The sequence below is a fragment of the Microcoleus sp. S36b_A4 genome (assembly GCF_036700645.1).
In the GTDB taxonomy this organism is placed as follows: Bacteria; Cyanobacteriota; Cyanobacteriia; order Cyanobacteriales; family Microcoleaceae; genus Microcoleus.
In genome coordinates this window covers 1-17691 of sequence record NZ_JAUBPI010000112.1, presented here as the reverse complement: position 1 = coordinate 17691, position 17691 = coordinate 1, and the positions used below count along the sequence as shown (strand labels likewise).

General features: G+C 45.7%; 15 protein-coding genes. 12 read left to right on the top strand and 3 right to left on the bottom strand.

What is annotated here, in order from left to right; genetic code table 11:
* Positions 1-761: 761 nt before the first annotated feature.
* On the bottom strand, positions 762-1217 hold the full coding sequence (locus QUA03_RS25235) for a DUF2127 domain-containing protein (protein ID WP_333215971.1): 456 nt from the start codon (positions 1215-1217) through the stop codon (positions 762-764).
* Positions 1218-1352: 135 nt separating this feature from the next.
* The gene (locus tag QUA03_RS25230) at positions 1353-4298 is read right to left on the bottom strand and encodes a CBS domain-containing protein (RefSeq protein ID WP_333215969.1); all 2946 of its coding nucleotides are present in this window, start codon (positions 4296-4298) and stop codon (positions 1353-1355) included.
* A gap of 316 nt (positions 4299-4614) precedes the next feature.
* Between QUA03_RS25230 and psbZ the strand changes: the two genes are divergently transcribed.
* The 8 genes from psbZ to QUA03_RS25190 all read left to right on the top strand — a co-directional run bounded on the left by psbZ (position 4615) and on the right by QUA03_RS25190 (position 11893).
* A complete protein-coding gene (gene psbZ, locus QUA03_RS25225; RefSeq protein WP_015177377.1) occupies positions 4615-4806 on the top strand; it encodes a photosystem II reaction center protein PsbZ in 192 nt (63 codons plus the stop codon).
* A 220-nt stretch (positions 4807-5026) separates the two neighbouring features.
* On the top strand, positions 5027-5617 hold the full coding sequence (gene ribH / locus QUA03_RS25220; protein ID WP_333215967.1) for a 6,7-dimethyl-8-ribityllumazine synthase: 591 nt from the start codon (positions 5027-5029) through the stop codon (positions 5615-5617).
* Positions 5618-5700: 83 nt separating this feature from the next.
* A complete protein-coding gene (locus QUA03_RS25215; RefSeq protein ID WP_333215965.1) occupies positions 5701-5874 on the top strand; it encodes a hypothetical protein in 174 nt (57 codons plus the stop codon).
* A 96-nt stretch (positions 5875-5970) separates the two neighbouring features.
* Complete coding sequence (locus QUA03_RS25210) at positions 5971-6549, top strand: Uma2 family endonuclease (protein ID WP_333215963.1); 579 nt, start codon at positions 5971-5973, stop codon at positions 6547-6549.
* Between the two features lie 373 nt (positions 6550-6922).
* Positions 6923-7543: a Uma2 family endonuclease gene (locus tag QUA03_RS25205; protein WP_333215961.1), complete on the top strand. Its 621-nt coding sequence runs from the start codon at positions 6923-6925 to the stop codon at positions 7541-7543.
* A 271-nt stretch (positions 7544-7814) separates the two neighbouring features.
* Positions 7815-9137: a 30S ribosomal protein S12 methylthiotransferase RimO gene (rimO, locus tag QUA03_RS25200; protein WP_333215959.1), complete on the top strand. Its 1323-nt coding sequence runs from the start codon at positions 7815-7817 to the stop codon at positions 9135-9137.
* An 899-nt stretch (positions 9138-10036) separates the two neighbouring features.
* Positions 10037-11503, top strand: coding sequence for a DEAD/DEAH box helicase (locus tag QUA03_RS25195; protein WP_333085686.1), 1467 nt, complete (start codon positions 10037-10039; stop codon positions 11501-11503).
* Between the two features lie 207 nt (positions 11504-11710).
* On the top strand, positions 11711-11893 hold the full coding sequence (locus QUA03_RS25190; protein ID WP_333215957.1) for a hypothetical protein: 183 nt from the start codon (positions 11711-11713) through the stop codon (positions 11891-11893).
* 199 nt (positions 11894-12092) lie between these two features.
* On the opposite strand, the gene QUA03_RS25185 is transcribed toward QUA03_RS25190, so the two are convergent.
* Positions 12093-12653 carry a hypothetical protein gene (locus QUA03_RS25185; RefSeq protein WP_333215955.1) on the bottom strand — a complete coding sequence of 187 codons (561 nt, stop codon included), beginning with the start codon at positions 12651-12653 and terminating at the stop codon, positions 12093-12095.
* 396 nt (positions 12654-13049) lie between these two features.
* On the opposite strand from QUA03_RS25185, the gene QUA03_RS25180 reads away from it, so the two are divergent.
* The 4 genes from QUA03_RS25180 (at position 13050) to QUA03_RS25165 (ending at position 17623) form a co-directional block, all read left to right on the top strand.
* Positions 13050-14252, top strand: a complete 1203-nt coding sequence (locus tag QUA03_RS25180) for a Coenzyme F420 hydrogenase/dehydrogenase, beta subunit C-terminal domain (RefSeq protein ID WP_333215953.1) — start codon at positions 13050-13052, stop codon at positions 14250-14252.
* Between the two features lie 98 nt (positions 14253-14350).
* A complete protein-coding gene (locus tag QUA03_RS25175) occupies positions 14351-15385 on the top strand; it encodes a M28 family peptidase (protein ID WP_333215951.1) in 1035 nt (344 codons plus the stop codon).
* A gap of 186 nt (positions 15386-15571) precedes the next feature.
* Complete coding sequence (locus QUA03_RS25170) at positions 15572-16465, top strand: leucine-rich repeat domain-containing protein (RefSeq protein ID WP_333215949.1); 894 nt, start codon at positions 15572-15574, stop codon at positions 16463-16465.
* A 27-nt stretch (positions 16466-16492) separates the two neighbouring features.
* Complete coding sequence (locus QUA03_RS25165) at positions 16493-17623, top strand: leucine-rich repeat protein (RefSeq protein ID WP_333215947.1); 1131 nt, start codon at positions 16493-16495, stop codon at positions 17621-17623.
* The last annotated feature ends 68 nt before the right edge of the window (positions 17624-17691 follow it).

The following is a 17691-nucleotide window of genomic DNA, read 5'->3' as shown; positions in this document are numbered from 1 at the left end:
ACTCATGATGGTCTCGGATGATTCACTTTTACCCCCTCAATCTGCCTATGTGCCAGTTGGGGTGCGGAATGTGGGTTATAACTCACATTCGTGACGCCCAACTGGCCAATACACTGCTAAAGTGACAAAGAGGGTTGATTATCGGAGACAAGATTCAGTAAAAAAACTTAAAAGTTTGTGAAACTAAGCATCATCCAGTTGGGGATTTCAGAAAATTGACCTAACATCATGAGTAAAATTTTCTTAATCCATAAAACTTCAAAAATTAGAGCACAATCAACTATTAATTATGGTGTCTTTCCCCTGTTGCAGCGCTGTTGTGAACGCTAAGTTGATCTTCCATTGATGCCGTTTCCCAAACTATGCTACTGCCTTTGGGTTATTTCGCAGAGTTAGCGCTGATGTTCGATCGCTCCGAACCATCGTTTTTGCTTTAGCTGTGCTATTTTTGCATCTGGCGATCGTTTTATTGAAATTTTCCACCAATTCTATCTCTAGCAGGTGTATTAAAACTTAATACAATATTTTGCCAATAAAAATCCCGCTCTTGTGGAACGGGAAAGCCATCAGGGTGCATCTATATATATCTCACTGTAACTCATAGGGGGTATAACCCCTCGTAGCTTTATCGAATCTTTACAATCAACAAATTTTTGTAAAGATTGAGGTTTTTATTTGACTGAGCAGCCGTTTTATGAAATTAAAATGGAAAATGCTGACATTCATAAAATCAAGTGAGTTTCCTCTGAATAATCAAAACTTTAAGCTCCTTTACCATGCTTCGGCCAATGGTGGAGCAAATACCATAAAATGGCTACATTTGTGATAAATACCGCTAACTTAAGTACCGTGACCCCGTGAACTAATTCATATATTTCAGGGGGTATACTGATGCTTACCAGCACTAACACTAAGATTGTTGCCCAGTCTTTTTCGTACCACAAACCAACGGCCTCAACAGCAGTTAAGACTGCATAAAGTGCTGCGGCAAGTCCGCTAAGCAGTAAGTTTTTAGGCTTGAGAATTAGAACTTTGTCTAAGATGAATTCAATAATTTTTAGTTTGCTTTCTAACAAATAAGATTGCGAAAATTGTTCTAAGACTTGATGATTTTTTAATGCAAAAAGCAAAGCAATTGAAGTTACTGTCAAGAGGGAAGCAACAAAACTTTTGTAAAGGACAATTGCGATTAAAGCAGGAGCGCGCTGTTTTTTCACCTTAATTCTCGAAATATCAATAATGTGCGATCGCCTGGTTAGCCTGTTTGGAATTGAAAACTTAAAATTTAGTAGAGTGCGTCAGCAATTAGCTAATCAAGCAGAGAAAAAATAACGCGCTGCTGACGCAGCTTACTAAGTTTGAGGATAACGTTGTGCTAAGAAAGAGATAGCAGCAGCCCGATCGCCCAAATCGCCATCCAACCTCGCCGCCAACAAATCATCCAACATTCGTTTAAACCCAGGCCCCGGCTTATAACCCAAAGCCTTCAAATCGTTGCCATTCAAAGGCGGCTCAACATTCGTCCATTTGGTGAGATATTCCCAAATTTGGCGGCGTGCACTTCGCGGACTTTGTAGGGCGATCGCAATTAACACCGGCAACTCATAATTCCTCAACAGCAGAACCAATTGACTCGGCAACTCGCACTTAGGCAAACCCTCTGCTAACTCGTTCTTTCCGGCTTCCAAAACTTCCAGGCGCTTAATGCTGTCAGCAGGTAACTGAAGATTTGCAGCCACCTTGCCGCGATATTCCGGTGCTACATAAGCTATCAAAACTTCCAGCCGCATCTGCCAATCGGGAATATTGATAATTGGGAATTGGGAATTGGGAATTGGGAATTGGGAATTATCTCTTCCTTCTTCCTTCTTCCTTCTTCCGACTTCCTTCTTCCTAACATCTGTTACATCCGTTACATCCGTTACAGAATCCGTTGCCGAACTTCCTTCTTCCTTCTTCCTGACATCCGTTACATCCGTTACAGAATCCGTTGCCGAACCTTCCTTCTTCCTTTCATTCAAACACCGATCGAGCAAACGCAGTTGTCGCCACAACTCCCGATCCAACTCCAAACTAGGATGAATGCAGCGCAAAGCCTGCAAATCTCCCAGCATTTGCAAAGCAACTTTCCAGTAAGGAGCTTGCAAAATGTATTTCAATTCGCTTTTGAGCCGAGTTTCCAAAGCCGGAGCTCGGCCATTTTCCCCCTGAATTCGGTAATAAATTCCGCTGGTCAAAGCGTTGCGGATGTATCCTTCCGTCTGCGGCTCAATTTCAAATCCCAACCGCACCGCAAACCGCACAGCGCGATAAATTCGCGTCGGATCTTCTATAAAACTATTCGCGTGCAAAACTCGAATTTGCTTCGATTCCAAGTCCAGCAAACCGCAAAAAAAATCTAACAATTCGCCACTGCGAGGAACACCCAACCGCACAGCCAGCGCATTAATTGTAAAATCCCTGCGGTACAAATCTTGGCGAATTGAACTCGCTTCAACTTCAGGATTTGCAGCCGGATAAGGGTAAAATTCAGTGCGAGCAGTCGCGATATCCACCCACAGCGAGCCGAAAGCAGAGTCTTTGTGCCACAAAAGCGCGGCGGTTTGAAATTGACCGTGAACGTCCAAACGCGATTCTGGGTAAAGTTTTTGCAGCGATGAAGCTAACTCGACACCAGCACCAGAATCGTCGGAACCGCACTTTCCATCCACAACCAAATCGATATCTGTTAGCGCCAGCGTATCATCCGTGGCTAAGAGTAAATCCCGGACTGCTCCACCCACAATATAAAGTTGCCAGCCGCGGTTTTGGGCAATATTCGCAGCGATCGACAATAATTGCCACAATTCGGCACTTATACGCGATCGCAACAACTGCTCAACCGATTCGGACACGGCACAATAAGAGAATTCTGCATTACTTCCCCTGTCTCGCGCTTTTTGCTGGTGCAATTCCCGCAACACATCAGTCCGGGTAACAATTCCTACCAGTTGACCGTTTTCCAATACTGGCAAGCGGCCGATATCGTATGTCACCATTAAAGATTCTATTTCCGGCAGCAAGGTATCTGGGGCGATCGTTTTTAACTGCGGAGTCATGTAACCCTTCACCGGGGCGTGACTGAAACCGTGGTGCAGGGCAATGTCAATGTCGCGGCGCGAGATAATGCCGGCGAGTCGATCGCCCGCATCGACCACAGATAGCCCGGAATGTCCGTAACGTAGAAGGATACGGTGAGCTTCCCCCACCGAGGTTTCCGGGCGAATACTCCGCACTGGAGACGACATTAATTCGCGGGCTGTCGGAGGGTGGGGAATTTGAGTTTTGAGTTCGTCAGCTAACTGATTTAAAGTCAGCAGGGGGTCAACATCGCGGGTAGCGAGGGAAGCGGCGCGGGCGTGGCCTCCGCCGCCGAAGGGTTTGAACAATTCGCTGAGGTTTGTGCCTTCGATGCGCGATCGACCGATAATAGTTAATCGATTGGAAACTGGCGATTCGGGAGCGATGTTGCGGTTGTTTTCGTTTTCGCTAAATTTATAAACATTACCTAACAGCAGAGCGTCGGTTTCAGTTAAATCGAGCAAGCGAGAAGCCAGTGAAGAAAGTCCGGGAACGTAAGCTTCAGTAGATAGCAGCACCCAGGCTACGCTGTAACCGTGCAAAGTTTCCGATCGCAAATTATTCAGCGCTTCTCTCAGCAAATCTTGCAATTGAGGAGACAAACCGGGTTCTACATATTCAGCGATGACCCCCAAACTCGCTCCCTGTTCCATCAACCAGGCCAAAGCTATTGCATCTCGCGCAGTTGCGCCCTCAAAGGTAAGGGAACCTGTATCGACGTGGATGCCGAGGGCCATTACTGTTGCTTCCGAAGGCAGAAGGCGGAAGGGTATGTCGCTGTTTTCAGCTTGATTTTTGAGCTTTTCGACAATTAATGTTGTGCTGGCTCCGACTGCTTCGATCTGCGTAACAGTAGCGGGGATGTCTGAATGCGCCTCCTTGTGGTGGTCGAAAATAGCAATTTCCCTTACTTGTGGCAAATCCAGCCACTCGGCGGCTTTTCCCAAACGATCGCGCCCGGAGGCATCAACTATAGTAATCGATCGAATTTGTTGCGGATTGACCGATCGGCGTTCAATCAGTGGGTACTCGTCACGGTGTAGCGCCAAAAAATCCCGCACCGTCGGATGACACCCGCCCGTCAATACGATCCTGCTACCGGGGCGGAGCACGCAAAGTCCCACCGCCGCCCCCAAGGCGTCAAAATCTGCTGTTGTGTGGCACAAAACTAAGTCCATAGCCGAAAATCCCGCATCTCTAACTCAAACAGTAGCAATTTCTCGCCCTTTGAAACCGGATGTGTCGATCGGGCTTTAACTTAACCTTTCCAGTTTTCTGTCGTGTAGCGAACAATGATAAAATTGATCGAAATCTCACAAGCCGCTGACGCCTGTTCGCGCAACGCCCGAATTTGCACGGGTTCTTTCTTATCAATCAACCGACAATTTCTCGATCGACTATCGGGAAACTGTCAAAAACTAGAATTTGGAAGATTTTTTCCGGTTCTGGGAAACTATTTCCGATCAACGCACGGTTATATCGAAAGGAGAAAAGATGTTATCAATTCTGTTTCAAGTGGTTTTACTAGGTCTGGTACTGCTGTCTTTTGTGATGGTTGTTGGCGTGCCAGTTGCTTATGCCTCTCCCCAAAACTGGAATCAGTCTAAATCCCTGATTTATGCCGGGTCTGGTCTGTGGTTTTTGCTGGTTATTGCAGTGGGTGTATTGAACTTTTTAGTCGTTTAATTTCACCCAACTCTCTCGGAGAAAGAAGGTAAAAGATAGAAGGCTGAAGGCATTTACCAGCGATTGAAAGGCATTCGGCAGAAGCTAGGAATTTTCCAGACCGCGCGACCCTGTATGTTTTTGCACTTGAGATTCAGATGAGATGCTGCTGCTTTCTGACTTTTGCCTTCTCACAAACAAAAATCTAAAATCTAAAACCTAAAATCTAAACTAGAGCACTATGACTGTTTTCGAGGGAACTTTTACTCACACCGAATCTTTGCGATTTGCTATTGTCATCGGTCGTTTTAACGATTTGGTGGTTAACAAACTTTTGGAGGGATGTCAAGATTGTTTGAAACGCCACGGGGTTGATATTAATCCTCATGGCTCTCAGGTGGACTTTTTTTGGGTTCCGGGAAGTTTTGAGATTCCTTTGGTGGCCCGCCAAGCTGCTCTTTCTCACCGCTACGATGCGGTAATTTGTCTGGGTGCGGTAATTCGGGGCCAAACTCCTCATTTCGATTTTGTGGCTGGTGAGGTTGCTAAGGGAATTGCTGCTGCTGCTTTTCAAACAGGGGTGCCGGTGATTTTTGGGGTGGTGACGACTGATACGATGCAGCAAGCTTTGGAAAGGGCTGGAATTAAAAGCAATTTGGGCTGGAATTATGCGATGAGTGCTTTGGAAATGGGTACTTTGATGCGCCAAGTTAAGGGTTTGGGAACACACTCTTACGATCGATTAGCTAGTGGATCTGCTGCTCAAGTGCTTTCGGGCGAAGCCAATCTGGCGATCGCCCCTGATGTATCATCGGATCAAATCCCCTCATAAGTTGGACTAGCAGTAGTTTTAAGCTCAAAAAACATCAAGATTTGCATCGGGAAAAATCTTAAGACTCTTGTGGGCTGGTAATTATGCCCGCCCCCAAGGTAAAAATTCCACTCTGGGCCGATCGACAAATTAGACCAATATCTTGCCAATTGGAAATGAACACTTTGATGCGTCAAGTTCATGCTTTGGGCGGAAATTCTGACGATCCATTACCTGCGTCTGCTGCTGTTCAAGTCCTGTCGGGCGATCGCCCCTGATGTATGATCGGATAAAATAGTGTAAGTTGGGTAGCAGTCTGGGGGTATAAATTTGATTGAATTGCGTACTTTTAGCACCTGTAGGTAACAAAAGCGATGACTGTTGTAACTGCGAAAAGATTCTCTATCGAAGAATATCACCGTTTGGGAGAACTGGGATTTTTCGGTCCCGATGACCGAGTAGAATTGATTCGCGGAGAAATTATAAATATGGCTGCTAAAGGTAGGCTTCACTCTGTTTGTAACAGTCTTTTACTTGAGGAGTTAGTCATTTTACTGGCAAGACGCGCTCGCTTGCGCGTACAAGAGCCGATTATCTTGTCTGCTACTGATAGCGAACCCGAACCTGATGTTGTTATCGCCCGCAATCGCTCTGATAATTATTTATCTTCTCACCCTGAAGCTGCGGATATCTTGTTGGTAATTGAGGTTTCTGATTCTACTTTAAAGTATGACCAGAGAACTAAGTTATCTCTCTATGCGGAAGCTGGCATTTCTAATTATTGGATATTTAATTTGGTTGATAATCAACTGGAACTGTACAGCGAACCTTATCAAAAAAGACAAGGTGATTTCAATTATCGAGTCAAACGAGTTGTTCTGCAAAATGAGACTGTTGTAATTCCCGGTTTTCCCGAATTGTCTCTGGATTTATCTTTGGTATTTCCAGCCTAATTTAAAAGTACGATAAAATCAAGATTATAGAACCCCTTTGATCTCTTGAGGTCGATCGCTCACAACGGTCGATCGCCTAGATAGTGATTTCAGATGCAGTCGATCGGCGCGATCGGTATTTTGACATTTTGTAGACTAAAAATCATAGCAAACTTCACTTCCTATGTCAAGTCTTTGTCCTAAAATTACAGCGTATTCCAGGTTTGTGAAGTGTAGGGACACTGCAGTGCCGTGTCCCTACGGCGAGCTAACTATAGGCGGGTGTACTTCCTAAATGTGGAATCTGCTGTAGACTTTGTGCAAAAATCGGAACAATACTTGTGTAATCTTTGAGCTTTCCGCATACTAATCACTAGACAGAGGAAACCACAACATGATCCAAACCATATCCAAAACAATCACGTTTGATGAGTTCGTTGCTTGGTATCCAGAGAACTCTGTCCACAAGTACGAATTACACAATGGAGTAATTGTTGAAATGCCTTTAGGAACTGGCGACCATTCCGACGTTACAGGTTTCATCTCAGGTGAAATCAATTTTGAAATCAGACGACTGCAATTGCCTTACTCCATCCCCGGTGACTGCCTGCTCAAACCCCGTAACGAATCAGGCTACCAACCAGATGTAATTGTCCTAGACCGAACCGCACTTGCAAGCGAACCGCGCTGGAAAAAAGAATCAGTCATCACGATGGGCTCTTCGGTGCGACTGGCTGTAGAGGTGGTCAGTACGAACTGGCGGGATGATTATTTTTTCAAAGCTTCCGACTATGAAGAAATGGGCATTCCCGAATACTGGATTGTAGACTATCTTGGTTTAGGCGGTCGCAAGTTTATCGGCAATCCCAAACAACCCACTCTCTCGATTTACCAGCTAGTAGATGGGGAGTATCAGGTAAAACAGTTTAGGGGAAGCGAGACTGTTGAGTCGCTGGCTTTTCCAGAATTGAGCTTAACAGCAGAGAAGATTTTTCTTGCTGGCTTGCCGAACTAGCAAGTCGAAATTATGCAAAGGGCGTAAGATTGTCGAAGCCTTCCGACGACACCAAAACCTGACAATTGGGTCAAAATCTGGCAGCGAAAAAGCGGGAAAGTACGATCGCACAAAGCCTAAAAATTCTCATCTCGCCCACGATCGCACAAATATCACACAACAACTGCGGACACCACAACAGTCCAGAGCTTCCACATACACATTGCAATTTTTTTAATTGTGTGATATCATAAAACGTTCTTAAAAATAGCGCAACACTAACTATTACTGCATGGCAACCAAGCCAACGATCGCATTTACTCACCTCGGCTGCGAAAAAAATCGCATCGATACCGAACACATGATTGGCTTGCTGGCTCAAGCGGGCTATCAAGTCGATTCTAATGAAGAATTAGCCGATTATGTTGTAGTCAATACTTGCAGTTTTATCCAAGCGGCGCGAGAAGAGTCAGTCCGCACCTTGGTAGAATTGGCAGAAGCTAATAAAAAAGTAGTCATCACCGGCTGCATGGCACAGCATTTTCAGCAGGAATTGCTGGACGAATTGCCCGAAGCAGTCGCAATTGTCGGCACTGGCGACTATCATAAAATCGTCAGTGTTATGCAGCAGGTGGAAAAGGGCGATCGAGTTTCCCTCGTCTCTTCAGAACCTACTTACATCGCTGACGAAACTACTCCCCGCTACCGCACAACATCGGAAGGTGTGGCTTATCTGCGAATAGCAGAAGGCTGCGACTACCGCTGTGCATTTTGCATTATCCCGCACTTGCGCGGAAATCAAAGGTCGCGGACGATCGAGTCTATTGTCGCCGAAGCTAAGCAATTAGCCTCCGAAGGGGTAAAAGAAATTATTTTAATTTCTCAAATTACCACCAACTACGGCAAAGATATTTATGGCGAACCGAAACTAGCCGAACTACTTCGCGCTTTGGGTGAAGTAGATGTACCTTGGATTCGGATGCACTACGCCTATCCTACAGGTTTGACTCCGCAAGTTGTCCAGGCAATCCGGGAAACGCCCAACGTTTTGCCTTATTTGGATTTACCCCTGCAACACTCGCACCCGGAAATTCTGCGGGCGATGAATCGGCCTTTTCAAGCTGGGATTAATGATGCTATAGTCGATCGGCTCAAAGCAGCACTTCCCGGCGCGGTGATGCGGACAACTTTTATTGTCGGCTTCCCCGGCGAAACCGACGAACACGCAGCACACTTGCTGGAATTTGTCAAGCGCCACGAATTCGATCACGTAGGAGTTTTTGTATTTTCGCCAGAAGAAGGAACCCCAGCCTTCAGCTTGCCCCAGCAAATACCAGCAGAAATAATGGAAATGCGGCGCAATTCGGTAATGGCGGCACAACAACCTATATCATTGAAGAAGAATCAAGAGTCTGTCGGTCAGGTAGTTGATGTCCTGATAGAACAAGAACAACCAGAGACAGGTGAGTTGATTGGTAGATCCGCTCGGTTTTCCCCAGAAGTAGATGGACTCGTCTATGTGACAGGAGAAGCGCGACTGGGATCGATCGTGTCTGTGAAAATTACTGGTGCAGATGTCTACGACCTCTACGGTCAAGTCGATTTTAGATTTTAGATTTTAGATTTTAGATTGACTGCACAGACTCATCTGGGAGCTCGATCTTTTGTCTAAAATTGTGGGATCGACCCTCATGAGTTGACGTGGCACTGTATCCGGTGCTGGGCGGGGTCAAGTGTAAGTGTTGCTGGAACTGTCGCGATCGGCGGTGTGGCGAACAAAAACCGGGCACCAGCCAAAAATGATTAGCGGATTGTGCATCAAAAGTAACGGTTTGTACAATATTGTGCAAAGATATCTAGCAAAGGGGTTATAAACCTTTATTAGCCCTATCTGGCAATCGACGCTCCCCCTCGGGGTGCGGTTATCTCTACAGAACGATCGGAAAATTTTAACGAATTTAATGTTTTGTTTCTGAATGTAAAGAGTTATGATAGTAACAAGCCAGAAATAAGCGGGGAGAATTTGAGATTGCTTCGCCGTCCGCCCTACACCACAACGGTATCCCGAAAGAGTGTTGAGATGGATAGGCGGTAACGGTCGCTGCATCCCCTGCTCAATCCCGCAGGCGACGGATTGCGGGATAGCGCCTGAACCAATAAACCTGTTACTACTATGTAGTGAAGTGGGGCTGGTCATGATCCTCACTATAAAATGCCTAAGAGGGAAAGCTTGGAAGTACCTCAAAGGAAGTCCAATGTCCTGTTTTAAGAATGTTGGAAGCCTATAACCCGACCCCTGGCGGTTGGTATCGGTGATGTCACAAAATCAAAGACGGCTGTCGAATTGGTAAATTTAGTCACCATCGACGGAGCTGCCCTATACTCGATTGCTATTTAAGAAGGTGCGCGCAGGCGCAGCACCATAAAGAACTCTTATGAGTTCCTGCCCTAGAGCAGAAATCCGCATCCGAGTTGGGCAACTTAGAAGGCTAAGACTCGTTATTAGGAGCATTAATGAATTTATTGTTTGAAGGCTTAGGTCTTTCGGAAGAACTCGTTCTCCATCTGGAAACACTAGGCTTTACAGAACCTACTCCCATCCAAGTACAAGCAATTCCGCACCTGTTAGCAGGTCGCGACGTTGTGGGTCAAGCCCAAACAGGGACAGGCAAAACGGCAGCATTCTCGTTGCCCATCTTGGAGCGGATTGATTTAGATGTGACTGCGGTGCAAGCACTGGTGCTGACGCCGACTCGCGAATTGGCGATGCAAGTAACTGAAGCCATCCGCGATTTGAGCGGCATCAGCAGCGACGGCCCGGTAAAAGTGGGTCGCTCTCTGCAAGTTCTGACGGTGTACGGCGGTCAATCGATCGATCGTCAAATGCAGCGTTTGAAGCGCGGCGTTCACGTCGTTGTCGGTACACCTGGACGCATATTGGATATGCTCAGCCGTGGCAGCCTGAAGCTAGACAAGGTAAAATGGCTGGTTTTGGATGAAGCTGACGAAATGCTGAGCATGGGCTTTATCCAAGATGTGGAAAAAATCTTGGATGCTGCACCAAAAGAACGTCAAACGGCATTTTTCTCGGCGACGATGGAAGCTTCCATTCGGAAATTGGTAGCGCGGCATTTGCGTAACCCAGTCAACGTCACCGTAGAACAGCCAAAAGCAACGCCGAAGCGCATCAGCCAAGGCGTGTACATGATTCCCCGTGGCTGGTCGAAGGCAAGGGCTCTACAGCCAATCCTAGAAATGGAAGACCCGGAATCTGCACTGATTTTTGTGCGGACTCGGCAGTCGGCGGCAGAACTCACCAGCCAACTGCAAGCAGCAGGTCACAGCGTTGATGAGTATCACGGTAATTTGAATCAGGCACAACGGGAACGTTTGTTGCATCGGTTCCGCCAATGTCAGGTGCGCTGGGTAGTGGCGACTGATATTGCGGCGCGGGGTTTGGACGTGGATCACTTGACTCACGTGATTAACTACGATTTACCCGACAGTGTGGAAAGCTACGTTCACCGGATCGGACGCACGGGCCGGGCTGGTCGCGAAGGAACGGCGATTACGCTGATTCAACCGGTCGATCGCCGCAAACTGCGCTTGATTGAACGCCACGTGCGATCGAGCTTGACGGTGCGAAACATTCCGACACGGGCGCAAATTGAAGCACGTCAGTTGGAAAAGATGCAGGGTAAAGTTCGCGAAGCTTTGGCTGGCGAACGGATGGCATCTTTCTTGCCTCTGGTGTCTCAGTTATCCGAGGAGTACGACTCCCACGCGATCGCCGCTGCTGCTTTGCAAATGGCTTTCGATCAAAGCCGTCCTGCTTGGATGGGCGCGGATTACGCTCAACAAGAAGATCCCCCGATTGGTGGAGAAAACAGCGTCAAGCCTATCTTGATCAAAAAGCGGGCTAAGACTGGTGAGGCGACTTTTTCTGGAGCACCGAGTGCTCCTGTTCCCCAGAACCGCTAATTGTTAGGGTGCACAATGTGCACCTTATTGATAATTTTTGTAGAGATGCGATCGATCGCACCTCTACTTTTTTTTATGGGTGTGATCCCAAATCCGAGATCGTTCGGCGGGTGAAACCGCGAAGCAACGAAGTCCACGGCTAGCCGACAGAGGATTGGATAAGTAAAGATTCAAGTTCGCGATCGGAGAATTTCTGTAACTAATTCTATGCTGAGAACGTTAATTGATGAATTGGGTACTGAGTGTCAAAATGTGATTACTTTAATCCATCAGCTTCAGTTACCTGATTTGAGCGATCGACAAAAAGCTGAAATTCTAGCAGACTTCCTTCCTCTCTGCAATTCATCTGAACGTTCACTGCGGAGAGGATTTTCAGACACTAATTGCTGAGGAAATGGCAATATTGTCGGATGATGATGAAGAGGATTAAAAATAATCGGGCGATTTCCTACGGGATAGCTACGCTTCACGCACATCAGCAAAAAGCCCTCCAGTCAACTCACAAAAAGGCTAAAAATCCTCATAAATAAGGAATAAAGTCCTTAGTACAAACTTGTGAACCCGGACTTTTGCACAGTTGTTTAATATTTCAGTTTAGCTGCGTGCTCACAATAATTTTTTGCACGCGATCGCCCTTAATTTCCACAATCAAATTAGAAGCCTTTTGGTCATTGCTGTAAGTCAAGCGAGTCACTCCACTTTTAACAGATTGCGACCCGTAACCGTAAGTTTTAACGACTTTTTGGCTGTTATCTCCTAGCTTCACACCATCAATTGTCAGAAACTTGGGATTGGTAGTAGAAACTAAATAAACTTTTCCCTCCCATGCTGCTACCGTCAATCCTGAGTAGGTTAGCGTGCGAATCTTGCCGCCGATGCCAGATCCAGCAGGTTTAGTTTCGTCGCGCTGCGGTTTTCCCAAGTTACGTTTTGCCTCTTCTACAGACATCCCCAACCGAACGCCGCCAATCCCCAGGCGCGAATAGTTCAGCGCCGCCGGCTTTTGTGTCGCGCTGAGAATTCTTTCTAGAGTCGCAACAGTTTGATTCATAGCAGGAACCGGACGAACTAAAGCAGCAAATCCTAAGCTCGAAATTGCAAGATTCATCATGATGCCAGCGAGGGCTGTTGTCACAAATATTTTTACCATTTTTTTATAGCTTTATTTGGCAATGTATTCGTGCGATCGCCCCCTCGATCCGGATGGATACTAATAGGACTTAGACACACACTCCTGGACGCACGGCGATCCTCTGAAACCGAATTTTTTTACCAAAACTACACAAACAAACCCGGTTTTTAGCATAAATCTTAGGTTTAACAGTCAGGTATTCAGGAAGAAACCCGGTTTCTAGCGCAACCTAGGTAAGTCCTGACTAATATTTTTTAACTTGTGAAAACTACCAATTTCGGGCGAACCGAATTTGCTCCCGTACAAACTTGCGTCCGCCTGCGAGGACTAAAAAAAAGAATAAAGGAGGTAAATCAAGGGAAATTGCTGTGATATCCTAACAAAAGCCATATCTCGATAAAATTAGCAATTTAGATGACCGCAACAGATTCTACTAAACACCAAAAATCCAAAGCCCTCAAACCCGGTAGCCGTCGCCCCGCTAAAGAACTTTGCAGCGAGTGCGGTTTGTGCGACACATATTACATCCATTATGTCAAGGAATCTTGTGCTTTCTTAACACAGCATATTGCAGAATTAGAAGCAGAGATTCACGGGCGATCGCGCAATCTCGACAATCCTGACGACTGGTATTTCGGAGTCAGTCAAAACATGATGGCGGCTCGGAAAAAAGAGCCGATCGAGGGCGCTCAGTGGACGGGGATCGTCAGCACAATTGCGATTGAAATGCTCGAAAAAGGAATTGTAGAAGGCGTTGTTTGCGTCCAAAATACTAAAGAAGACCGCTTTCAACCGATGCCGATAATTGCTAGAAATCGTGAAGAGATTCTCGCAGCAAAAGTCAACAAACCAACTCTCTCCCCCAATCTTTCAGTATTAGAACAAATCGAAAAATCGGGGATGAAGCGGCTGTTAGTAATTGGCGTCGGCTGTCAAATTCAAGCTTTGCGAACAGTTGAGAAAAAACTCGGTTTAGAAAAGCTCTACGTTTTGGGAACTCCCTGTGTCGATAATGTCAGCCGCGCCGGCTTGCAGAAATTCCTAGACACGACTAGCCGCTCTCCTGAAACGGTGGTTTCTTACGAGTTTATGCAAGACTTTAACGTTCACTTCAAACACGAAGATGGTTCAGAAGAAAAAGTGCCGTTTTTTGGCTTGAATACTAAGGAATTGAAAGATGTTTTTGCTCCTTCTTGTTTGAGCTGTTTTGATTATGTCAATTCTTTAGCAGATTTAGTTGTGGGCTACATGGGCGCACCCTTTGGCTGGCAGTGGATTGTGGTGCGAAATGACACCGGGCAAGAAATGTTAGAGTTGGTAACGGATCAGCTAAATACTCAGCCGGTGATGTCTCAGGGAAACAGAAAAGAGGCGGTTCAGCAAAGCATTCCTGCTTATGAAAAAGGAGTGACTTTGCCGATGTGGGCGGCGAAGTTAATGGGAGTTTTTATTGAGAGAATTGGGCCGAAGGGTTTGGAATATGCTCGGTTTTCGATTGATTCTCATTTCACTCGCAATTATCTGTACGTGAAGCGCAATTACCCGGAGAAATTAGAGGCTCATGTGCCGGAATATGCTAAGCGGATTGTCGCGCAGTATAAGTTGCCCGATGTGTAAACTTGTAGGGTGCGTCAGTCAGGAGTTGTTGGATTCTTGAAAAAATAACGCTAATTGACGCACTCTAATACTCAAGGATAGCAAAAGATAGAAAACAAATGCACTTGGGAACAATCGAATTATGGAATCGCAGAACGTTAACTAGACTGGCTATCCTTAGTACGATCTTAATTACTCTAATTAGTGGGATATGGTTGAGTATGATTGCAATGCCAGGGAAAAGCTACAGCGGGACAATTCCCCCTTTAACAGCACAGGAAATATCGCTCCGAGATGATTTACAGCGCGATGTGGAAAAGCTCGCTGGTGAAATCGGAGAGCGCAACTTTATACAATATCAAAAACTTGGAGAAGCTGCTGACTTTCTCGAAGCATCTTTTCAAGCTGCTGGCTATAAAGTTGAACGACAAGGATATAAAATTGATGATAAATTTTATTATAACATAGAAGTGGAGATTCCAGGGGGTAAAAAGGCAGATGAAATAGTTGTAATTGGGGCACATTATGATTCTGTGGTGGGGAGTCCAGGGGCAAATGATAACGCAACTGGGGCGGCGGGAGTGCTGGCTTTAGCGAGAATTTTTGCAGGTAAAAAGCCTGAAAAGACTGTGCGTTTTGTTGAGTTTGTGAATGAGGAACCGCCTTTTTTCTGGACTGCTGATATGGGGAGTTTGGTTTATGCGAAAAGATGCAGAGAGCGTAACGAAAAAATTGTTTCTATGCTCAGTTTAGAAACAATTGGTTATTACTCTGATGCCAAAAACAGTCAGAAATATCCAGCACCATTAAACCTTTTTTATCCTACATCGGGAAATTTTATCGGATTTATTGGCAATACATCCTCCAGTAAATTGGTTAGAGAGGCGATCGCATCTTTCCGTCGCCATGCTGAATTTCCCTCGGAAGGTGCAGCAATTCCGGGTGGCATTCCTGGTGTTGGTTGGTCTGATCAATGGTCTTTTTGGCAACATGGTTATCCAGGGCTGATGGTGACAGATACTGCTCCCTATCGCTATCCTTACTATCACACGGCGCAAGATACACCCGATAAGGTTGACTGGGAACGGACGGCGAAGGTGATAAGTGGATTGGAGAAAGTTGTGGCAGATTTGGTGGGAGTTGATATCAATTAGTTGAGTGGGTGCAGAGCGTGGAAATATCCTCGCTCGGCACAGAATATCCGGCAAAATGACGCACATAAAAATTAGTATAAGTTGCCTGAGTGAGGTGATTAAGAGAGTTTGTAATAGATGTTTTGCAGGGACACGGTAAGGCAGTGTCTTTGTTTTATACAGTGGGGAAATTAGAGGTAGAAGATTATGACACTCATAGTTGCACACAAACACATGAAGTTACCAAAGTCGATCGCACTTGCTTGTTGTGTGCTTCTAGCACTATCTGGAAATGGAGTGTCGGGGAAAGCAGCAGCAGAAGTGCGATCGGGAAACAGTAGACGAACATTTGCCGATTGGTGTCGCCAAAAAGCTGGTTTGAGTCCTGAAGCTAAACATACTGTTGAGGTGCTGTTGCAGAAAGCAGAGACTACTGAGTGCGATGCGGCTAATCTGAAACTTTCGAGTCGCGCATACCTCGACCTCCGAAACAATAACATCAGGGACATCAAACCGCTAGAATCCTTGACAAACCTGAATTGGCTCGAGCTCGAAAACAATCAAATCAGCGACATCAAACCGCTAGAATCCTTGACTAACCTGAATTTTCTCGTCCTCATCGACAATCAAATCAGCGACATCAAACCGCTAGAATCCTTGACTAACCTGACTGCGATCTTCCTCGACAACAATCGAATCAGCGACATCAAACCCCTACAATCCTTGACTAACCTCACCAATCTCTTCCTCCACAACAATCGAATCAGCGACATCAAACCGCTAAAATCCTTGACTAACCTGACACATCTCGGCCTTAGCGACAATCGAATCAGCGACATCAAACCGCTAAAATCCTTGACTAACCTGACTTTTCTCCTGCTCATCAACAATCAAATCAGCGACATCAAACCGCTAGAATCCTTGACTAACCTGACTTCGCTCAGCCTCGAAAAAAATCTTCTCAGGGACATCAAACCGCTTGAATCTTTGACTAAACTGACCGGTCTCTACCTCAGCGGAAATCCGATCGCTCCCAAAACTTGCCCGCTCAAACCAGAGTCTATCTGTAAGTGGGAACCACTACCTACAATAAAACTTTAGCGTTTAGGAAATTAGAGGTACAAGATTATGACACTTATAGTTGCACACAAACACATGAAGTTACAAAAGTCAATCGCAGTTACTTGTTGTGTGCTTCTAGCATTATCTGGAAATGGAGTGTCGGCGAAACCAGCAGCAGAAACGCGATCGGGAAACAAAACATTTGCTGAATGGTGTCGCGAAAAAGATTCTTTGAGTCCAGAAGCTAAACATACTGTTGATATGCTGTTAAAAATAGCAGGAACTACTGAGTGCGATGAGGCCGATCGCCAACTTTCTAGTATCACAGGAATTAGCTTTACGGACCAAAGAATCAGCGACATCAAACCGCTAGCATCCTTAACTAACCTGAACGTTCTCCGGCTCATCAACTGTTCTATCAGCGACATCAAACCCCTAGCATCCTTGACTAACCTGACTTTGCTCAACCTCAGCAGCAATCAGATCGTTGACATCAAACCGCTAGCATCCTTGGTTAACCTGAAAGTGCTCAACATCGGGAACAATCAGATCCGCGACATCAAACCCCTAGCATCCTTGACTAACCTGACTGGAATCGTCCTCATCGGAAATCAGATCGATGACATCAAACCGCTAGCATCCTTAACTAACCTGAAAGAGCTTTTCCTCCGCAGCAATCAGATTGACGACATCAAGCCACTAGCATCTTTGACTAACCTGGCTAAGATTGATCTCAGCAGCAATCAAATTAGTGACATCAAACCGCTAGCATCTTTGATGCAACTGACTTTTATCGAGCTCAGTAGCAATCAGATTAGTGACATCAAATCACTAGCATCCTTGACTAACCTGGAAGGAATTAACCTCAGCAGCAATCAAATCGCTGATATCAAACCGCTAGCATCCTTGACAAATCTGGAAGGGCTATCACTTAACAAGAATGAGATCGCTGACCTTAAACCGCTAGTATTCTTGACTAAACTGGAGATTCTCTGGCTCAACAACAATCAAATCGTTGATATCAAACCGCTAGCATCCTTGACTAATCTGACTTTGCTCTCACTGGAAAACAATCAAATCGTTGATATCAAACCGCTAGCATCTTTCACTAAACTGACTGAACTCTACCTCAGCGGAAATCCGATCGCCCCTAAAACTTGCCCTCTCAAGCCAGAGTCTATCTGTAAGCATTCGTAACAAGTTAAGCTTGGATGGCAGTTGTCAAGGGGATTTGAGAAGATGCTTCAAAGAAAAAGTAGTCAGAC